This window comes from Paracoccus zhejiangensis, assembly GCF_002847445.1.
Classification (GTDB): Bacteria; Pseudomonadota; Alphaproteobacteria; order Rhodobacterales; family Rhodobacteraceae; genus Paracoccus; species Paracoccus zhejiangensis.
The window spans coordinates 56387-71883 of the sequence record NZ_CP025430.1; the positions used below are offsets into that span (position 1 = coordinate 56387).

At 65.4% G+C, this 15497-nt stretch carries 21 protein-coding genes; all 21 read left to right on the forward strand.

What is annotated here, in order from left to right; genetic code table 11:
• The first annotated feature begins 5 nt into the window (after positions 1 to 5).
• The gene (locus CX676_RS00265) at positions 6 to 1655 is read left to right on the forward strand and encodes a vWA domain-containing protein (RefSeq protein WP_101750827.1); all 1650 of its coding nucleotides are present in this window, start codon (positions 6 to 8) and stop codon (positions 1653 to 1655) included.
• 196 nt (positions 1656 to 1851) lie between these two features.
• The gene (locus CX676_RS00270) at positions 1852 to 2217 is read left to right on the forward strand and encodes an NADH-quinone oxidoreductase subunit A (protein WP_101750828.1); all 366 of its coding nucleotides are present in this window, start codon (positions 1852 to 1854) and stop codon (positions 2215 to 2217) included.
• Complete coding sequence (locus tag CX676_RS00275) at positions 2208 to 2741, forward strand: NuoB/complex I 20 kDa subunit family protein (RefSeq protein ID WP_198590247.1); 534 nt, start codon at positions 2208 to 2210, stop codon at positions 2739 to 2741. Before CX676_RS00270 ends, CX676_RS00275 begins: the two co-directional genes overlap by 10 nt.
• 2 nt (positions 2742 to 2743) lie before the next feature.
• Positions 2744 to 3361, forward strand: a complete 618-nt coding sequence (locus CX676_RS00280) for an NADH-quinone oxidoreductase subunit C (RefSeq protein ID WP_101750829.1) — start codon at positions 2744 to 2746, stop codon at positions 3359 to 3361.
• The gene (locus CX676_RS00285; protein WP_101750830.1) at positions 3358 to 4602 is read left to right on the forward strand and encodes an NADH-quinone oxidoreductase subunit D; all 1245 of its coding nucleotides are present in this window, start codon (positions 3358 to 3360) and stop codon (positions 4600 to 4602) included. The genes CX676_RS00280 and CX676_RS00285 overlap by 4 nt, the downstream gene beginning before the upstream one ends.
• Positions 4602 to 4727 carry a hypothetical protein gene (locus CX676_RS23180; RefSeq protein ID WP_269801962.1) on the forward strand — a complete coding sequence of 42 codons (126 nt, stop codon included), beginning with the start codon at positions 4602 to 4604 and terminating at the stop codon, positions 4725 to 4727. The genes CX676_RS00285 and CX676_RS23180 overlap by 1 nt, the downstream gene beginning before the upstream one ends.
• Before the next feature lie 9 nt (positions 4728 to 4736).
• Positions 4737 to 5087 carry a hypothetical protein gene (locus CX676_RS00290; protein ID WP_101750831.1) on the forward strand — a complete coding sequence of 117 codons (351 nt, stop codon included), beginning with the start codon at positions 4737 to 4739 and terminating at the stop codon, positions 5085 to 5087.
• A 7-nt stretch (positions 5088 to 5094) separates the two neighbouring features.
• Positions 5095 to 6201: an NADH-quinone oxidoreductase subunit NuoE gene (gene nuoE, locus CX676_RS00295; protein WP_101750832.1), complete on the forward strand. Its 1107-nt coding sequence runs from the start codon at positions 5095 to 5097 to the stop codon at positions 6199 to 6201.
• A gap of 48 nt (positions 6202 to 6249) precedes the next feature.
• The gene (locus CX676_RS00300; RefSeq protein ID WP_101750833.1) at positions 6250 to 7020 is read left to right on the forward strand and encodes an NADH:quinone oxidoreductase; all 771 of its coding nucleotides are present in this window, start codon (positions 6250 to 6252) and stop codon (positions 7018 to 7020) included.
• Complete coding sequence (locus tag CX676_RS00305) at positions 7020 to 7235, forward strand: DUF5337 domain-containing protein (protein WP_101750834.1); 216 nt, start codon at positions 7020 to 7022, stop codon at positions 7233 to 7235. Before CX676_RS00300 ends, CX676_RS00305 begins: the two co-directional genes overlap by 1 nt.
• Before the next feature lie 27 nt (positions 7236 to 7262).
• Complete coding sequence (gene nuoF, locus CX676_RS00310) at positions 7263 to 8561, forward strand: NADH-quinone oxidoreductase subunit NuoF (protein WP_101750835.1); 1299 nt, start codon at positions 7263 to 7265, stop codon at positions 8559 to 8561.
• 4 nt (positions 8562 to 8565) lie between these two features.
• On the forward strand, positions 8566 to 9063 hold the full coding sequence (locus CX676_RS00315) for a DUF3291 domain-containing protein (protein WP_101750836.1): 498 nt from the start codon (positions 8566 to 8568) through the stop codon (positions 9061 to 9063).
• Positions 9060 to 9554, forward strand: coding sequence for a DUF3291 domain-containing protein (locus tag CX676_RS00320; RefSeq protein WP_101750837.1), 495 nt, complete (start codon positions 9060 to 9062; stop codon positions 9552 to 9554). Before CX676_RS00315 ends, CX676_RS00320 begins: the two co-directional genes overlap by 4 nt.
• Positions 9551 to 10054 carry a hypothetical protein gene (locus CX676_RS00325; RefSeq protein ID WP_101750838.1) on the forward strand — a complete coding sequence of 168 codons (504 nt, stop codon included), beginning with the start codon at positions 9551 to 9553 and terminating at the stop codon, positions 10052 to 10054. The genes CX676_RS00320 and CX676_RS00325 overlap by 4 nt, the downstream gene beginning before the upstream one ends.
• Entirely contained in the window at positions 10051 to 10404 is a 354-nt protein-coding gene (locus tag CX676_RS00330; RefSeq protein WP_101750839.1) for a hypothetical protein, read from the forward strand. Before CX676_RS00325 ends, CX676_RS00330 begins: the two co-directional genes overlap by 4 nt.
• A 122-nt stretch (positions 10405 to 10526) precedes the next feature.
• Positions 10527 to 10940: a DUF5333 domain-containing protein gene (locus tag CX676_RS00335; protein ID WP_101750840.1), complete on the forward strand. Its 414-nt coding sequence runs from the start codon at positions 10527 to 10529 to the stop codon at positions 10938 to 10940.
• 10 nt (positions 10941 to 10950) lie between these two features.
• Complete coding sequence (gene nuoG, locus CX676_RS00340) at positions 10951 to 12975, forward strand: NADH-quinone oxidoreductase subunit NuoG (protein WP_101750841.1); 2025 nt, start codon at positions 10951 to 10953, stop codon at positions 12973 to 12975.
• 4 nt (positions 12976 to 12979) lie between these two features.
• Positions 12980 to 13753 (forward strand): hypothetical protein, encoded by a 774-nt coding sequence (locus tag CX676_RS00345; RefSeq protein ID WP_232816538.1) that lies wholly within the window; start codon positions 12980 to 12982, stop codon positions 13751 to 13753.
• An 18-nt stretch (positions 13754 to 13771) separates the two neighbouring features.
• Positions 13772 to 14806 (forward strand): NADH-quinone oxidoreductase subunit NuoH, encoded by a 1035-nt coding sequence (nuoH, locus tag CX676_RS00350; RefSeq protein ID WP_101750842.1) that lies wholly within the window; start codon positions 13772 to 13774, stop codon positions 14804 to 14806.
• A gap of 4 nt (positions 14807 to 14810) precedes the next feature.
• Complete coding sequence (locus tag CX676_RS00355) at positions 14811 to 14996, forward strand: hypothetical protein (protein WP_101750843.1); 186 nt, start codon at positions 14811 to 14813, stop codon at positions 14994 to 14996.
• Positions 14996 to 15487 carry an NADH-quinone oxidoreductase subunit NuoI gene (gene nuoI / locus CX676_RS00360; RefSeq protein WP_101750844.1) on the forward strand — a complete coding sequence of 164 codons (492 nt, stop codon included), beginning with the start codon at positions 14996 to 14998 and terminating at the stop codon, positions 15485 to 15487. Before CX676_RS00355 ends, nuoI begins: the two co-directional genes overlap by 1 nt.
• The last annotated feature ends 10 nt before the right edge of the window (positions 15488 to 15497 follow it).

A 15497-nucleotide genomic window follows, 5' to 3' on the forward strand; every position in this document is an offset into this window, starting at 1 on the left:
CCGCCATGCGTTCCGTCGCCGCTGCCCTGACTGTCCTGTTCCTGCTGGCCGCACCGGCGATAGCTCAGGATCGCGCCATCATCGTGCTGGATGCCTCGGGCTCGATGTGGGGCCAGATCGAGGGGCGTTCCAAGATAGAGATCGCCCGCGAGACGCTGGCTGGGGTGCTGGGCGCGATCCCGGACGGGCGGGAACTGGGCCTCATCGCCTATGGCCATCGCAGCAAGGGCGATTGCGCCGATATCGAACTGGTGGTGCCGCCTGCGACTGGCAGCGGACCGGCCATTGCCGAGGCCGCCAACCGGCTTAACCCGCTTGGCAAGACGCCGCTGACCGATGCGGTGCGGCAGGCAGCCGAGGCGCTGCGCTTCACCGAGGACAAGGCCACGGTGATCCTGGTAACCGACGGGCTTGAAACCTGCGAGGCCGATCCCTGCGCACTGGCGGCGGAACTGGAACAATCCGGCGTCGACTTCACCGCTCATGTCGTCGGCTTCGGCCTGACCGCAGAGGAGGGGGCGCAGGTGGCCTGTCTGGCCGAGGCGACCGGCGGGCGCTATCTGCGGGCCAGCGATGCCGGGGCGCTAGCCGAGGCGCTGCGCGAGACGGTGGTGGCATCGCCCGAGCCGGAACCAGTGCCGGAACCTCAGCCCGAACCCGAGCCGGCCCCGCCGGCGATGAACCTGCAGGTCACCTCGGTGCTGTGCGAAACTTGCGAGGCGCTGCCCGGTGAGGACAGCCGGGTGCGTTGGGATGTCTTCCACGCCGCGCCCGAAGCGCAGGACGGGCTGGGCGCGCCGGTCGAGGGCGGCTATGCCGCCAGCTTCGGTCTTGCGCTCGATCCCGGCGATTATGTGCTGGTCGCCAGCACCAATGACATCCAGCGCCGGATGCCGTTTACCATCGCTGCGGGTGAACAAACCGATTTGCATATCGATTGGGACGCCGCGCCGGTGACAGTCCGGGTCACTTCGACGCCGGGCGCGACCGAACTGCTGGAAGGCGCGCGGCTGGATCTGGTCAACGGCGATTGGACCAGTGGCGGCTATACGAGTTACGACCAGCTCGTTCCCGCCGGCACCGTGCAGTTGACCGGCAGCATGGGCGCGGCGCGCGCCGAGGCCACGCTGACCGTAGTGGCCGGGCAGACGCTGGAGCATGAACTGGTGATCGGCTCGGGCTGGATCACCCCGGTCGTTCTCTATGCCGAGGGTGGGCCGCCCGTCGAGGATTCGGGGATTCGCTTCGATATCCGACCGGCATCGGGGGGCGAGCCGGTGCAGGGCGGCTATGGTCAGGTGACGGTTGATGTGCCGGCGGGCGAGCTGATCGTCGAGGTCAGTCTCGGTCAGGCTAGCGCCGCCTCGCAGCCGGTGACGGTGGCGGCGGGCCAGACGGTCGAGGCGCCGATCCTCTTGAATGCCGGGGTGCTGGCCATCGCCGCACCGGGGGCGGACCGGATCGATCTTCTGGCGGCCAAGGCCAAGATCAACGGCGATCGCGACGGCTTCGGCGGCGGCTATGGCGAGGCCTACCAGGACACGCTGCATCCGGGCGACTACCTGATCCGCGTCACCTATGCCGGCGATCTGCCGCCGAAAGAGGCGCAGGCCACGGTCACCGCGGGCGAGCGGACCGAAATCACGGTGGAATAGCGGAGGTGGCCCTGCCGCTTGCCGGAGGTCCAAACGGGCTTCCGCCGAGGCTGTTTTGGCGCTATCAGCCGCGCCGGACAGGACGAAAACGCCGCGCCACCGCCCGTTGACCCCGCCTTTCACCGGGTCTAAACCGGGCTAAGCCAACCCGTCGCGGGCAGCCACAGTCCCCGCGGCAAAACAGGGGACAAATCCCGTGGAATATCTGCTGCAGGAATATCTGCCGATTCTCGTCTTTGCCGGCATGGCCAGCGCTTTGGCGATCATCCTGATCCTCGCCGCCGCGCTGATCGCCGTCCGCAATCCCGACCCCGAGAAGGTCAGCGCGTATGAATGCGGCTTCAATGCCTTCGACGACGCGCGGATGAAATTCGACGTGCGCTTCTATCTGGTGTCGATCCTGTTCATCATCTTCGACCTCGAAGTGGCTTTCCTCTTCCCCTGGGCGGTGGCTTTCGGCGGGCTGTCGACAGTGGCCTTCTGGTCGATGATGGTCTTCCTCGGCGTGCTGACGGTTGGCTTTGCCTATGAATGGAAGAAAGGGGCGCTGGAATGGGCGTGATGATCGGAACCAATACGGCCGGCCCCGACCGCGACGTTGCCACGGCGGAACTGAACCGCGAGCTTCAGGACAAGGGTTTCCTGCTGACCTCGACCGAGGACATCATCAACTGGGCCCGCAACGGCAGCTTGCACTGGATGACCTTCGGCCTGGCCTGTTGCGCCGTCGAGATGATCCAGATGTCGATGCCGCGCTATGACGTGGAACGCTTCGGCACCGCGCCGCGCGCCAGCCCGCGCCAGTCCGACCTGATGATCGTCGCCGGCACCCTGACCAACAAGATGGCCCCGGCCCTGCGCAAGGTCTATGACCAGATGCCCGAGCCGCGCTATGTCATCAGCATGGGCAGCTGCGCCAATGGCGGCGGCTATTACCATTACAGCTATTCCGTGGTGCGCGGCTGCGATCGCGTGGTGCCGGTCGACATCTATGTCCCGGGCTGCCCGCCGACCGCCGAGGCGCTGCTCTATGGCATCCTGCAACTTCAGCGCCGCATCCGGCGCACCGGCACGCTGGTGAGGTAACGATGGCCTATCCCGATCTGGACGCACTCGCCGAACTGGCCGAGCACATCACGATGCGCCGCCCCAATGCGGTCGTCGAAACCGAGGTTGCCTATGGCGAGTTGACGGTGACCACCACCGTCGCCGGCATCGTCGATCTGGTCGAGTTCCTGCGCACTGACACCAATTGCCGCTTCTCGACGCTGGTCGACATCACCGCCGTCGATCACCCGGCGCGCGGCCAGCGCTTCGACATGGTCTGGCACCTGCTGTCCATGTACCGCAACCAGCGCATCCGGCTGAAGGCCAATGTCCGCGAGGACGAGCTGGTGCCCTCGCTGATCGGCATCTTCCCGGCGGCGAACTGGTTCGAGCGCGAAGTCTTCGACATGTTCGGCATCATGTTCTCGGGCCATCCCGACCTGCGCCGCATCCTGACCGATTACGGCTTCCGCGGCCATCCGCTGCGCAAGGACTTCCCGACAACTGGCTATGTCGAGGTCCGCTATGATGAGGTCGAGAAGCGCGTGGTGTATGAGCCGGTGAAGCTGGTTCAGGAATACCGCCAGTATGATTTCCTCTCGCCCTGGGAGGGCGCGAAATACGTGTTGCCCGGCGATGAGAAGGGGGCCGCGAAATGATGGACGGCGATATCCGCATCAACCAGTATGACGACGGCAGCCAGGACATGCTGACCGGCGAACAGCGCATCCGCAACTTCAACATCAACTTCGGGCCCCAGCACCCCGCCGCCCACGGCGTGCTGCGCATGGTGCTGGAGCTGGACGGCGAGATCGTCGAACGCGCCGATCCGCATATCGGGCTCTTGCATCGCGGCACCGAGAAGCTGATGGAAAGCCGCACCTATCTGCAGAACCTGCCCTATTTCGACCGGCTCGACTATGTGGCGCCGATGAACCAGGAGCACGCCTGGTGCCTGGCGATCGAGCGGCTGACCGGCACCACGGTTCCGCGTCGCGCCAGCCTGATCCGGGTTCTGTATTCGGAAATCGGCCGGATTCTGAACCACCTTCTGAACATCACCACCGGCGCGCTGGACGTGGGCGCGCTGACCCCGCCGCTCTGGGCCTTTGAAGAGCGCGAGAAGCTGATGGTGTTCTATGAACGCGCCTGCGGGGCGCGTCTGCACTCGGCCTACTTCCGGCCCGGCGGCGTCCACCAGGACCTGCCGCCCGAGCTGATCGACGATATCGAGGCCTGGTGTGACCCGTTCCTGAAGGTTGTGGACGATCTGGACGTGCTGCTGACCGAGAACCGGATTTTCAAGCAGCGCATGGTCGATATCGGCATCATCAGCGAGCAGGACGTGCTGGACTGGGGCTTCTCGGGCGTGATGGCGCGCGGGTCGGGCCTTGCCTGGGACCTGCGGCGCAGCCAGCCCTATGAATGCTATGACGAGTTCGCCTTCCAGGTGCCGGTCGGCAAAAGCGGCGACTGCTATGACCGCTACCTGATCCGCATGGAAGAGATGCGCCAGTCGGTCAGCATCATGAAGCAGGCCGTGGCCAAGCTGCGCGAGCCGGCGGGGCAGGGCGATGTGCTGGCGCGTGGGAAGCTGACGCCGCCCAAGCGCGCCGAGATGAAGACCAACATGGAAAGCCTGATCCACCATTTCAAACTCTATACCGAGGGTTTCAAGGTTCCGGCGGGCGAGGTCTATGCGGCGGTCGAGGCCCCCAAGGGCGAATTCGGCGTCTACCTGGTCAGCGACGGCACCAACAAGCCCTATCGCAGCAAGATCCGCGCCCCCGGCTTCCTGCATCTGCAGGCGATGGATTACATGGCCAAGGGCCATATGCTGGCCGATGTCTGCGCCCTGATCGGGACGATGGATATCGTGTTCGGCGAGGTCGACCGGTGATGAAGGGCGCGGTGCTGATGCTGCTGGCCACCGCGACGCTGGCCGTCACGGCGGCCATCGCCGCCATCGGCAGCGAACCCGTCCGCAAGCCGGCGGGTCGCAAGACGCCGGCATCGCGGAAATAGGGGGCGCCGATGATCGATGCCTTCCTGAACTACATCGCCTGGGGTCTGGTCATCATCCTGGCCGGGATCACCGTGCTGCTGGCGCTGAACAAGCAGACCGGGCTGGCGCTGATCCAGCACCGGCCCGAGATGCTGCCGCAGGCCATGCTGGTGCGCTATGCCGGGATGACCGTTCTGGCGCTGATCACCGCCTGGATCGGCGCGCCGCGCGTGCTGTTCGGCGTGTTGCTGGCCGTCTCGGTCATCGGCTTCGGTGACGCTTTCATTTACCGCCGGGCGGATCATCCGTTCTGGCTTCACCTGATCGTTGGAGGCGCGGCCCTGTTCTGCGCGTTCCTGTCGCTCATTGCGATGAACTGAGGATCTCATGCTTCGCCGCCTTTCAAAAGAACAACCCGCCAGCTTCGAATTCACCCCGGCCAACCTTGACTGGGCCCGGGCGCAGATGACCAAGTATCCCGAGGGCCGTCAGGCCTCGGCGGTCATCCCGATCCTGTGGCGGGCGCAGGAACAGGAAGGCTGGCTCAGCCGTCCGGCCATCGAATATGTCGGCAACCTGCTGGGCATGCCCTATATCCGGGTGCTCGAGGTGGCGACATTCTACTTCATGTTCCAGCTGCAACCGATTGGCAAAGTTGCGCATATCCAGATTTGCGGCACCACGACCTGCATGATCTGCGGGGCCGAGGACCTGATCCGCGTCTGCCGCGAGAAGATCTCGCCCGAGGCGCATGGCATTTCGGCTGATGGCCGTTTCTCATGGGAAGAGGTCGAGTGCCTTGGCGCCTGCGCCAATGCGCCGATGATCCAGATCGGCAAGGATTTCTATGAGGACCTGACCGCCGAGAAGCTGTCGGCGCTGATCGACGGTCTGGCTGACGGCTCGGTGCCGGTGCCCGGCTCGCAAACCGGCCGCTTCTCGTCCGAGCCGGTGACCGGGCTGACCAGCCTTGTCGAGACCAAGGGCGGGTCCGAGCGCAATGCCTCGGTCGCCGAGGCGCTGCGCGTGGGCGACACCATCAAGCGCATCGACGGCACGGAAGTGCCGATCCTGACCAAGTGGAAGCAGGGCGCGAACCAGACGACCGCGCCCGACGCGGCGAAACTGGAGGAAAAGCCCGCCGAGAAGCCGGCTGAGGCTGCGGCACCTACTGCTGCGGCGCCGGCGCCCGTCGCATCCGAAGGCACCCGTCCGGCGGGTCTCGAGGGCGCGCGCGACGGCAAGGCGGATGACCTGAAGCTGATCAAGGGCGTCGGTCCCAAGCTCGAGGCGCTGCTGAACAGCCTCGGCTTCTGGCATTTCGACCAGATCGCAGCATGGACCGCCGACGAGCTGGCCTGGGTGGACAGCAACCTCGAGGGCTTCCACGGTCGCGCCAGCCGCGATGAATGGGTCAAGCAGGCCGATCTGCTGGCCAAAGGCGGCGAGACGGAATTTTCGCGCCGTGCCGAAAAGGATGGTATCTACGACTAAGGATAAACGCGGAACGGCCCGAAGGCCGACAGGACAGGGAAGGACGACATGCAACAGAACGAGTGCACGCGAAACTGCTGGATCGCCGCGGGCGTGGTTGGCCTGCTGGTGTGGATTTTCGCCTCTTTCATCGGTTCCACCCCGGCCTTCGGCGGCCTGTTCCTTGGCCTCATCGCCACCGTCCTGATGGGCCTGTTCCTGGTCTGGGCCTTGTGCCGCGGCAGCGGCTCTGCCGAGGATGACCGGCATCACGGCCTGACCCGCGCCAATCCCAGCTCGACCATCGTGCCGCTGCAAGGCGCCGCGCCTGTCGCGACAGCTGCGGAACCGGCTCCGGCCCCTGCGCCGAAACCCGCACCGGCGGCTCCGGCCGCCTCCGCCCCGGCGGCGGTGACCGAGACCAAGGCCGAGCCTGCGCCGGCACCTGCCGCCAAGCCGGCCCCGAAACCGGCCGCCGAAAAGCCGGCGGAGCCGAAGGCCGAGAAGAAGGCCGAACCGAAAGCCGCCGCGAAACCGGCGGCGAAGAAGGACAGCAAGCCGGCGGCGAAGCCCGCGAAGGCCGCCAAGGCCAAGCCCGATGATCTCAAGCAGATCAAGGGCGTCGGGCCGAAGCTTGAGCAATTGCTGCACGAGAACGGCATCACCCAGTTCTCGCAGATCGCTGCTTGGGGCGAGGCCGAGATCGACGAATTTGCCGAGAAGATCGGCAGCATGGGCGGGCGGATCCGCAGCGATGACTGGATCGCTCAGGCCAGGACCCTGGCCGAGGGCGGCTCGACCGAGTTCGCGTCGCGCGTGAAGAAGGGCGACGTGTATTGATGGCCGGGCGCCACGATCCTCGGGACGCAGCCCAGCTGCGACTGGCCGCCGTGGTGATCGCGCTCGCCATGGTCGGATGGATCGTCCTGCAATGGGCGGCGAAACAATATGGCTGGGAACCCCGCTGGGTGTTTCTGGTCGACCTTGCGGCAATCGGCGCTTTCGTCTGGTCGCTGCTGGTAACCTGGCGTATCTGGCGCCGCAGGAATGGCTGAAGGCGCCAAGACAAGGAACGGACGAGAATGCTGAAAGACCAGGACCGTATCTTTACCAACCTCTACGGGATGGGTGACCGCAGCCTTGCCGGCGCGAAGAAGCGCGGCTGCTGGGATGGCACGGCCGATATCATCGGCCGGGGCCGCGACAAGATCGTCGAAGAGGTCAAGGCCTCGGGCCTGCGCGGGCGCGGGGGGGCGGGTTTCCCGACCGGGCTCAAATGGTCCTTCATGCCGAAGGAAAGCAGCGACGGCCGCCCGTCCTATCTGGTCATCAATGCCGACGAATCGGAACCCGCGACCTGCAAGGACCGCGAGATCATGCGCCACGATCCGCATACGCTGATCGAGGGCGCGCTGATCGCGTCTTTCGCCATGGGCGCGCATGCCTGCTATATCTACATCCGCGGCGAGTTCATCCGCGAGAAAGAGGCGCTGCAGGCGGCCATCGACGAATGTTATGACGCGGGCCTGCTAGGCCGCAACGCCGCCGGCTCGGGCTGGGATTTCGATCTCTACCTGCATCACGGCGCCGGCGCCTATATCTGTGGCGAGGAAACCGCGCTCCTGGAAAGCCTCGAGGGCCGCAAGGGGATGCCGCGGATGAAGCCGCCCTTCCCGGCGGGGGCGGGTCTCTATGGCTGCCCGACCACGGTGAACAACGTCGAGTCGATCGCCGTGGTGCCGACCATCCTGCGCCGTGGCCCGGAATGGTTCGCAAGCTTCGGCCGCCCGAACAATGCGGGCGTCAAGCTTTTCGGTCTCACCGGCCATATCAACGCGCCCTGCGTGGTCGAAGAGGCCATGTCGATCCCGATGAAGGAATTGATCGAGAAGCATGGCGGCGGTGTGCGCGGCGGCTGGAAGAACCTCAAGGCGGTGATCCCCGGCGGCGCTTCCTGCCCGGTCCTGACGGCAGAGCAGTGCGAAAACGCCATCATGGATTATGACGGGATGCGCGAGCTGAAATCCAGCTTCGGCACCGCCTGCATGATCGTGATGGATCAGCAGACCGACATCATCAAGGCAATCTGGCGGCTCTCGGCCTTCTTCAAGCATGAAAGCTGCGGCCAGTGCACGCCCTGCCGCGAAGGCACCGGCTGGATGATGCGGGTCATGGACCGTCTGGTCAGGGGCGAGGCCGAGGTCGAGGAAATCGACATGCTTCTGGATGTGACCAAGCAGGTCGAGGGCCACACCATCTGCGCCCTTGGCGATGCGGCTGCCTGGCCGATCCAGGGCCTGATCCGCAACTTCCGCGGCGAGATCGAGGACCGGCTGAAGGCGAAGAAAACCGGGCGCATGGGCGCCATGGCGGCGGAGTAGGCAGATGCAGCCGGTCGGGCATCATCTGGCGGAATTCAACCTTGGGGTGCTCAAGCATGATTGGGCCGATCCCCGGGTCAAGGATTTCGTCGATGGCCTCGACCGGGTGAACGCCATCGCCCGACGCAGCCCCGGCTTTGTCTGGATGCTGGGCGAGGACGAGATGGACGCGGCGCAGCGCGATCCGGAGGGCGCCCTTGGCGGCAATCCCCGGACCGCCTCGACCTTGTCGGTCTGGCAGGATGGCGCCAGCCTTGAACAGTTCGTCTGGAACACGGTTCACAAGCAGTTCTATGACCGCAAGGCCGAGTGGTATGACGCCGTCGACACCCCGCGTCTGGTGATGTGGTGGGTGCCGGTCGGACACCGCCCGACCATTGCCGAGGCGATGCAGCGCCTGCGCCAGTTCGCGGCTCAGGGCGATAGCGCCGAGGCCTTCGGCTGGTCCGGCCTGCGCAATGCGGACCTGTGGAAAATCCGGCAATGCGGAGAGGCGGCATGACCGAGGCCCTGCACCTTGCCGAGCTGAACGTGGGCCGCCTTGTCGCCCCCACCGACGATCCGCGCGTGGCGGACTTCATGAACGCGCTGGACCGGATCAACGGCATGGGCAAGCGGATGCCGGGTTTCGTCTGGATGATGGAGGGTTCGGGCGAGCCGGGGACCGGCAATACCGAGGCCAAGATCGGTGGCGATCCGCAATATGTCTCGAACCTGACGGTCTGGGAGGATGTCGAAAGCCTCGAGAAATTCGTCTGGCAGACGGTGCACCGGCAGTTCTACGAACGCCGGGCCGAGTGGTTTGAATTGCTGGGCCAGATGCATTTCGTCATGTGGTGGGTGCCCGCCGGGCATCAGCCGACGTTGGACGAGGCGCTGGAGCGGCTGGAGCATCTGCGGACACATGGCGACAGCGATCACGCCTTCGGCTGGTCCTGGCTGGAACAGGCGCGGCTTTACCGCACGCGCGGATGCAGCGAGGCGGTGGCATGATGCGCGGTTCCCTTCTGATCGGATTGGCCCTGCTTCTGCCCGGATGCGACGCAGCGCAGGACGCTGCGGCGCCGGTTGTGCCGGTGCCGGGCGGCGAGATCGGGCAACCCTATGAGGTTCGCCGTGCAGCCTATGAGAGGATGATTGCGCCGCATCGCATCACCCTCGACGGCGCGACCTATCTGGTCGAGTTCCGTCAGGTGCAGGCGCCTCGCGTGCCGCGTCCGGCCGATCTGCCGGATGACGTGATCGACGTTGAGCCGGCGATCTGGGACGAAGCCCATGACATCGCCGTCAGCAGGCAGGCGACGCCCTTCACGCAAGCCGACCGGGCCGAGGCCGAGCGGGTTGCGATTGCCGATTGCAGCAGGCTGAGCAGCCTGATCTCGGCCTCGGCACGGGGCAACCCGCGCTTCGTTGCCATTGATCGTCCGGGCGACAGCAACGAGTGGGTTTTCCCCTCGTGGTGTTCGCTTGACCTTTCGGATGCGGTGAATTGATCGCCGGGCGCGCATATGCCGCGGCGGCTTTTGCCGTCATCGCGCTGGCAGGTTGCGAGCCGACCACGACCGGCAGCGGCGTGACCGGCGGCACCGTCATCGAGGCGGGCGAAGCCAAGATGCGGGTCAGCACCGGCGAGACGGTCGAGGGCATTGCCGGCGGGCCGCTGACGCTGCTTCTGGTCACCCGCGCCGACAGCAAGCCCACGACGACGAAGGACGAGGCTGCTGCACGCGCCGTCTATGCGGCCTATTGCCAAGACAAGGGCGGGCCGGGACTGGGCGGCGAGGGCTATTTCTCGCAGTTCGGCGGCCGTTCAGCGTGGAAATTCGGGGCCTGTGGCGCATGAGCAAGCGGGCTGCGGCATATCATCTCACGGCGGACTTCACAGACGCCTCACCCCAGCGTGTCGGGCAGGCCGGGCGCTTCCGTGTTATGGGCAATGCCCATAACGGAACGGAGCAGACCCGAATGAAACCGAGCACCCTTCTGGGCACCGCCCTGATCGCCGCGACCCTGGCCACTGCCGTACCGGCCTTTGCGCAGGGAAACATGGCGCAAGACAAGTACCTCAACGACCGGCTGGTCGCGGCCCGCGTGGCCGATCGCATCCGCCGGGAATGCCCCTCGATCGATCTGCGCGTCGTGGCCGCATGGTCGCAGGCCCGCGCGCTGCAGCGCTATGCCCGCGAGCAGGGCAACAGCGATGCGGCGATCGACGAATATCTGGACAGCCGCCCCGTCAAGGATCGCATCTATGGCATCGCCGACGCTTATCTGGCACAGCAGGGCGCAACGCGCGGCGATGCCGAGAGCTTCTGCCGTGTCGGGCGGGACGAAATAGCAAAAAAGACCGTCAGCGGATCGCTGCTGGCTGCAAAATGAAGGTGAAGTGATGGCGGATCTGCGCAAAATCATCATTGATGGCAAGGAAATCGAGGTTGATCCCAACCTGACCCTGATTCAGGCCTGCGAACAGGCGGGCATCGAGGTTCCGCGCTTCTGCTATCACGAGCGGCTGTCGATTGCCGGCAACTGCCGCATGTGTCTGGTCGAGGTGGTGGGTGGCCCGCCCAAGCCCGCCGCCTCCTGCGCCATGCAGGTCAAGGACCTGCGCCCCGGACCCGAGGGCGCGCCGTCCGAGATCAAGACCAACTCGCCCATGGTCAAGAAGGCCCGTGAAGGGGTCATGGAATTCCTGCTGATCAACCATCCGCTGGATTGCCCGATCTGCGATCAGGGCGGCGAATGCGACCTGCAGGATCAGGCCATGGCCTATGGCATCGACTTCTCGCGCTATCGCGAGCCGAAGCGCGCCAGCGACGATCTGGACCTGGGCCCGCTGGTCGAGACCCACATGACCCGCTGCATCTCCTGCACCCGCTGCGTCCGTTTCACCAGCGAGGTCGCCGGCATCACCCAGATGGGCCAGACTGGCCGGGGCGAAGATGCCGAGATCACCAGCTATCTGAACGAGACGCTGAACTCGAACCTGCAGGGCAATATCATCGATCTCTGCCCGGTCGGGGCGCTGGTTTCCAAGCCCTATGCCTTCACCGCCCGCCCGTGGGAGCTCAGCAAGACCGAGACGATCGACGTGATGGACGCGCTTGGCAGCAATATCCGCGTCGATACCAAGGGCCGCGAAGTCATGCGCATCCTGCCGCGCAACAATGACGGCGTGAACGAAGAATGGATTTCCGACAAGACCCGCTTTGTCTGGGACGGCTTGCGTCGCCAGAGGCTGGACAAGCCCTATATCCGCGAGAACGGCAAGCTGCGCCCGGCCACTTGGCCCGAGGCGCTGGGGGCTGCGGCATCGGCGATGAAGGGCAAGCGCGTTGCCGGCCTGATCGGTGATCTGGCCTCGGCCGAAGCGGCCTTCAGCCTGAAATCGCTGATCGTCGACGGGCTGGAAGGCCGGGTCGAATGCCGCACCGATGGCGCCAAGCTGCCCATCGGCAACCGTTCGGCCTATGTCGGCACGGCGCGCATCGCCGATATCGACGACGCCAAGATGATCCAGCTCATTGGCACCAATCCGCGCGAGGAAGCGCCGGTGCTGAACGCCCGTATCCGGGCGGCCTGGGCGCGGGGCGCTCAGGTCGGGCTGGTCGGCGAGGCTGCCGATCTGACCTATGATTACGCCCATGTCGGCACTGACCGCGCCGCACTGGAAAGCCTGTCGAGCCGCGAGATTTCGCAGGAGACCAAGGACAAGCCGTCGATCGTGATCGTCGGGCAGGGCGCCATCATCGGCGCCGATGGCGAGGCGGTTCTGGCCCATGCGATGGCGCTGGCCGAGAACAGCAATTCGAAACTGCTGATCCTGCACACCGCCGCCAGCCGCGTCGGTGCGATGGATGTGGGCGCCGCGACCCATGGCGGCATGGAAGCGGCGCTCGAGGGGGCCGAGGTGGTCTATAACCTTGGTGCCGACGAGGTCGACATCGCGTCGGGTGCCTTCGTGATCTATCAGGGCAGCCATGGCGATCGCGGTGCGCATCGGGCCGACGTGATCCTGCCGGGCGCCTGCTATACCGAGGAAACCGGGCTGTTCGTGAATACCGAAGGCCGGCCGCAACTGGCGCTGCGCGCGAACTTCGCGCCGGGCGAGGCCAAGGAGAACTGGGCGATCCTGCGCGCGCTGTCCGCCGAACTGGATGCCAAGCTGCCCTGGGACAGCCTTGCGGCGCTGCGCCGCGCGCTGGTCGAGGCGGTGCCGCATCTGGCCGGTCTCGACCAGGTGCCCGAGAACGTCTGGCAGGCGCTGCCGGTCAAGGCGATGGGCAAGGGCGAGTTCGCCCCGGCGATCCACAGCTTCTACCTGACCAACCCGATCGCGCGGGCCTCGACCCTGATGGGCGAGCTGGCGGCGATGGCCGCCGCCCGGCGGGCGCAACCCATGGCTGCCGAGTAAGCCGATGATGCCAGCCCTTCGCCAGCATCTGTCCCTTCCCGCCGCGCTGATCGCGCTGCTCGCGGGTTGTGGCAGCGCGGGCGACGGGACGGCGGGCCGCCCCCCGGCCAAGCCGGATCGGGTTTCGGTGGCGGTAGCAGCCTCGGACCGCGGCAAGGGCGAGGCGCCGATGACGCAGGCCCATGTCTCGACCAAATCGGGCGAGATCCTGATTCTCGAACCCGATGGCAAGGTCAGCACCATGCAGCTCGACTCGCCCCAGGGGCGCGACGTGTTTCGCGTGACCGAGGCGCAGATGGTGGCGTTGCGCAATGGCAACGATCCGATCTGGGACGGCGTGGTGGCCAAGGGCGTGACGCGCAAGGGGCCGACGGCGCAGGAGGTTGCGCTGCAGGAATTCGCCGCCCAGACCGGCCCGGCGCTGCCCGAGGTGAAAAAGGGCGCGGCGCCCATCGACCCGGCGGATTTCATTGGCGTGAAGATCACCACGATCTCGCCCGACCGCTCCAGCGATCTGGTTGAAGTTTCGGCCAATCTGCGGGAAGGGGTGGACGCCGATATCGCCTTTTCGTATGCGACCTGCGCGCTTGCCCGTTGGGCCAAGGAACAGGGCACGCCCTATGCGCGCCACATCCGTACGCTGCAGGACCAGCGCAACGGCAAGCTGCTGATCGGCGCCGCCTACATGCTGTCGAAAGATCGACCGATGGGGCTGCGCGTGATGGAAACGAATGACACCCTGCGCGAATGCAGGAACCGCGGCATCCCCGCGGCATAAAGGAAGGGACAGAGGGTCATGGCAGGGTTCTGGGCATCCGCCCTTGGATTTTCACTGATCATGCTGGCGCAGGGGCTGGCGGTGATCGCCTTTGTCATGCTGTCGCTGATCTTCATGGTCTATGGCGACCGCAAGATCTGGGCCGCCGTGCAGATGCGCCGCGGCCCGAACGTGGTCGGGCCCTGGGGCCTGCTGCAGACCTTTGCCGATGCGCTGAAATACGTGCTGAAGGAAATCGTCGTGCCGGCCGGTGCCGACAAGTTCGTCTATTTCCTCGCGCCCTTCCTGTCGATGACGCTGGCGCTGACCGCCTTTGTGGCGATCCCCTTTGCCGATGGCTGGGTGGTGTCGAACCTGAACGTGGGCATCCTGTTCATCTTCGCCGTCTCCTCGCTCGAGGTCTACGGCGTCATCATGGGTGGCTGGGCCTCGAACTCGAAATACCCGTTCCTCGGCTCGCTGCGCTCTGCCGCGCAGATGATCAGCTACGAGGTCAGCATGGGTCTGATTATCATCGGCGTCATCATCTCGACCGGCTCGATGAACATGTCGGCCATCGTCGAGGCGCAGCGCGGTGACTGGGGCCTGTTGAACTGGTACTGGCTGCCGCACCTGCCGATGGTGGTGCTGTTCTTCGTCTCGGCCCTGGCCGAGACCAACCGCCCGCCCTTCGACCTGCCGGAAGCGGAATCCGAACTGGTCGCCGGCTTCATGGTCGAATATTCCTCGACCCCGTACCTGCTGTTCATGGCCGGTGAATACATCGCCATGTTCCTGATGTGCGCGCTGACCAGCATCCTTTTCTTCGGCGGCTGGCTGTCGCCCATCCCGGGCATCCCCGACGGGGCCATGTGGATGGTGCTGAAGATGTGGTTCTTCTTCTTCATGTTCGCCATGGTGAAGGCGATCGTGCCGCGCTATCGTTACGACCAGCTGATGCGGATCGGCTGGAAGGTGTTCCTGCCGCTGTCACTCGCCTGGGTGGTGATCGTGGCGTTCCTTGCAAAATTCGAAGTGCTGGGCGGGGCCTGGGCCCGTTGGGCGGGGGTGTAATCCGATGGCTTATTCCAACAAGATCGCTGAAATGCTGGCTCTCGCCTCCGAGACAGACAAGGCCGAGCTGGCGCATTTCCTCGCCAACAACATCGATCAGGGCGAGCATGCCCATGACAGCGCCTTCGTGCGCCAGATCGTCGCGGCCTTCGACCGCTTCGCGGCGCCCAAGGGCAGGGAGCATTTCTGATGGCCTTCGACGTCGCCCGCGCTACGAAATATTTCCTCATGTGGGATTTCATCAAAGGCTTTGGCCTCGGGATGAAATACTTCTTCGCCCCCAAGGCAACGCTGAACTATCCCCACGAGAAGGGTCCGCTGTCGCCGCGCTTCCGGGGTGAACACGCGCTGCGCCGCTATCCCAATGGCGAGGAACGCTGCATTGCCTGCAAGCTTTGCGAGGCGATCTGCCCGGCCCAGGCCATCACCATCGATGCCGAGCCGCGCGAGGATGGCTCGCGCCGGACCACGCGCTATGACATCGACATGACCAAGTGCATCTATTGCGGCTTCTGCCAGGAAGCCTGCCCGGTCGATGCCATCGTCGAGGGTCCGAATTTCGAATTCGCCACCGAGACGCGCGAGGAACTGTTCTACGACAAGGCCAAGCTGCTGGACAACGGCGCCCGTTGGGAAGCCGAGATTGCCCGTAACCTTGCCATCGACGCGCCCTATCGATGACCGGACGCGC

Bases quoted from the DNA above. Each gene is read 5' to 3' on its own strand.
- CX676_RS00355 (WP_101750843.1), top strand. From the start codon at position 14,811: ATGGCTTATTCCAACAAGATCGCTGAAATGCTGGCTCTCGCCTCCGAG.
- CX676_RS00345 (WP_232816538.1), top strand. From the start codon at position 12,980: ATGATGCCAGCCCTTCGCCAGCATCTGTCCCTTCCCGCCGCGCTGATC.
- CX676_RS00325 (WP_101750838.1), top strand. From the start codon at position 9,551: ATGATGCGCGGTTCCCTTCTGATCGGATTGGCCCTGCTTCTGCCCGGA.
- CX676_RS00315 (WP_101750836.1), top strand. From the start codon at position 8,566: ATGCAGCCGGTCGGGCATCATCTGGCGGAATTCAACCTTGGGGTGCTC.
- CX676_RS00280 (WP_101750829.1), top strand. From the start codon at position 2,744: ATGGCCTATCCCGATCTGGACGCACTCGCCGAACTGGCCGAGCACATC.
- CX676_RS00290 (WP_101750831.1), top strand. From the start codon at position 4,737: ATGATCGATGCCTTCCTGAACTACATCGCCTGGGGTCTGGTCATCATC.
- CX676_RS00285 (WP_101750830.1), top strand. From the start codon at position 3,358: ATGATGGACGGCGATATCCGCATCAACCAGTATGACGACGGCAGCCAG.
- CX676_RS23180 (WP_269801962.1), top strand. From the start codon at position 4,602: ATGAAGGGCGCGGTGCTGATGCTGCTGGCCACCGCGACGCTGGCCGTC.
- CX676_RS00265 (WP_101750827.1), top strand. From the start codon at position 6: ATGCGTTCCGTCGCCGCTGCCCTGACTGTCCTGTTCCTGCTGGCCGCA.
- nuoI (WP_101750844.1), top strand. From the start codon at position 14,996: ATGGCCTTCGACGTCGCCCGCGCTACGAAATATTTCCTCATGTGGGAT.
- CX676_RS00275 (WP_198590247.1), top strand. From the start codon at position 2,208: ATGGGCGTGATGATCGGAACCAATACGGCCGGCCCCGACCGCGACGTT.
- CX676_RS00305 (WP_101750834.1), top strand. From the start codon at position 7,020: ATGGCCGGGCGCCACGATCCTCGGGACGCAGCCCAGCTGCGACTGGCC.
- CX676_RS00335 (WP_101750840.1), top strand. From the start codon at position 10,527: ATGAAACCGAGCACCCTTCTGGGCACCGCCCTGATCGCCGCGACCCTG.
- nuoE (WP_101750832.1), top strand. From the start codon at position 5,095: ATGCTTCGCCGCCTTTCAAAAGAACAACCCGCCAGCTTCGAATTCACC.
- nuoG (WP_101750841.1), top strand. From the start codon at position 10,951: ATGGCGGATCTGCGCAAAATCATCATTGATGGCAAGGAAATCGAGGTT.
- CX676_RS00320 (WP_101750837.1), top strand. From the start codon at position 9,060: ATGACCGAGGCCCTGCACCTTGCCGAGCTGAACGTGGGCCGCCTTGTC.
- nuoH (WP_101750842.1), top strand. From the start codon at position 13,772: ATGGCAGGGTTCTGGGCATCCGCCCTTGGATTTTCACTGATCATGCTG.
- nuoF (WP_101750835.1), top strand. From the start codon at position 7,263: ATGCTGAAAGACCAGGACCGTATCTTTACCAACCTCTACGGGATGGGT.
- CX676_RS00300 (WP_101750833.1), top strand. From the start codon at position 6,250: ATGCAACAGAACGAGTGCACGCGAAACTGCTGGATCGCCGCGGGCGTG.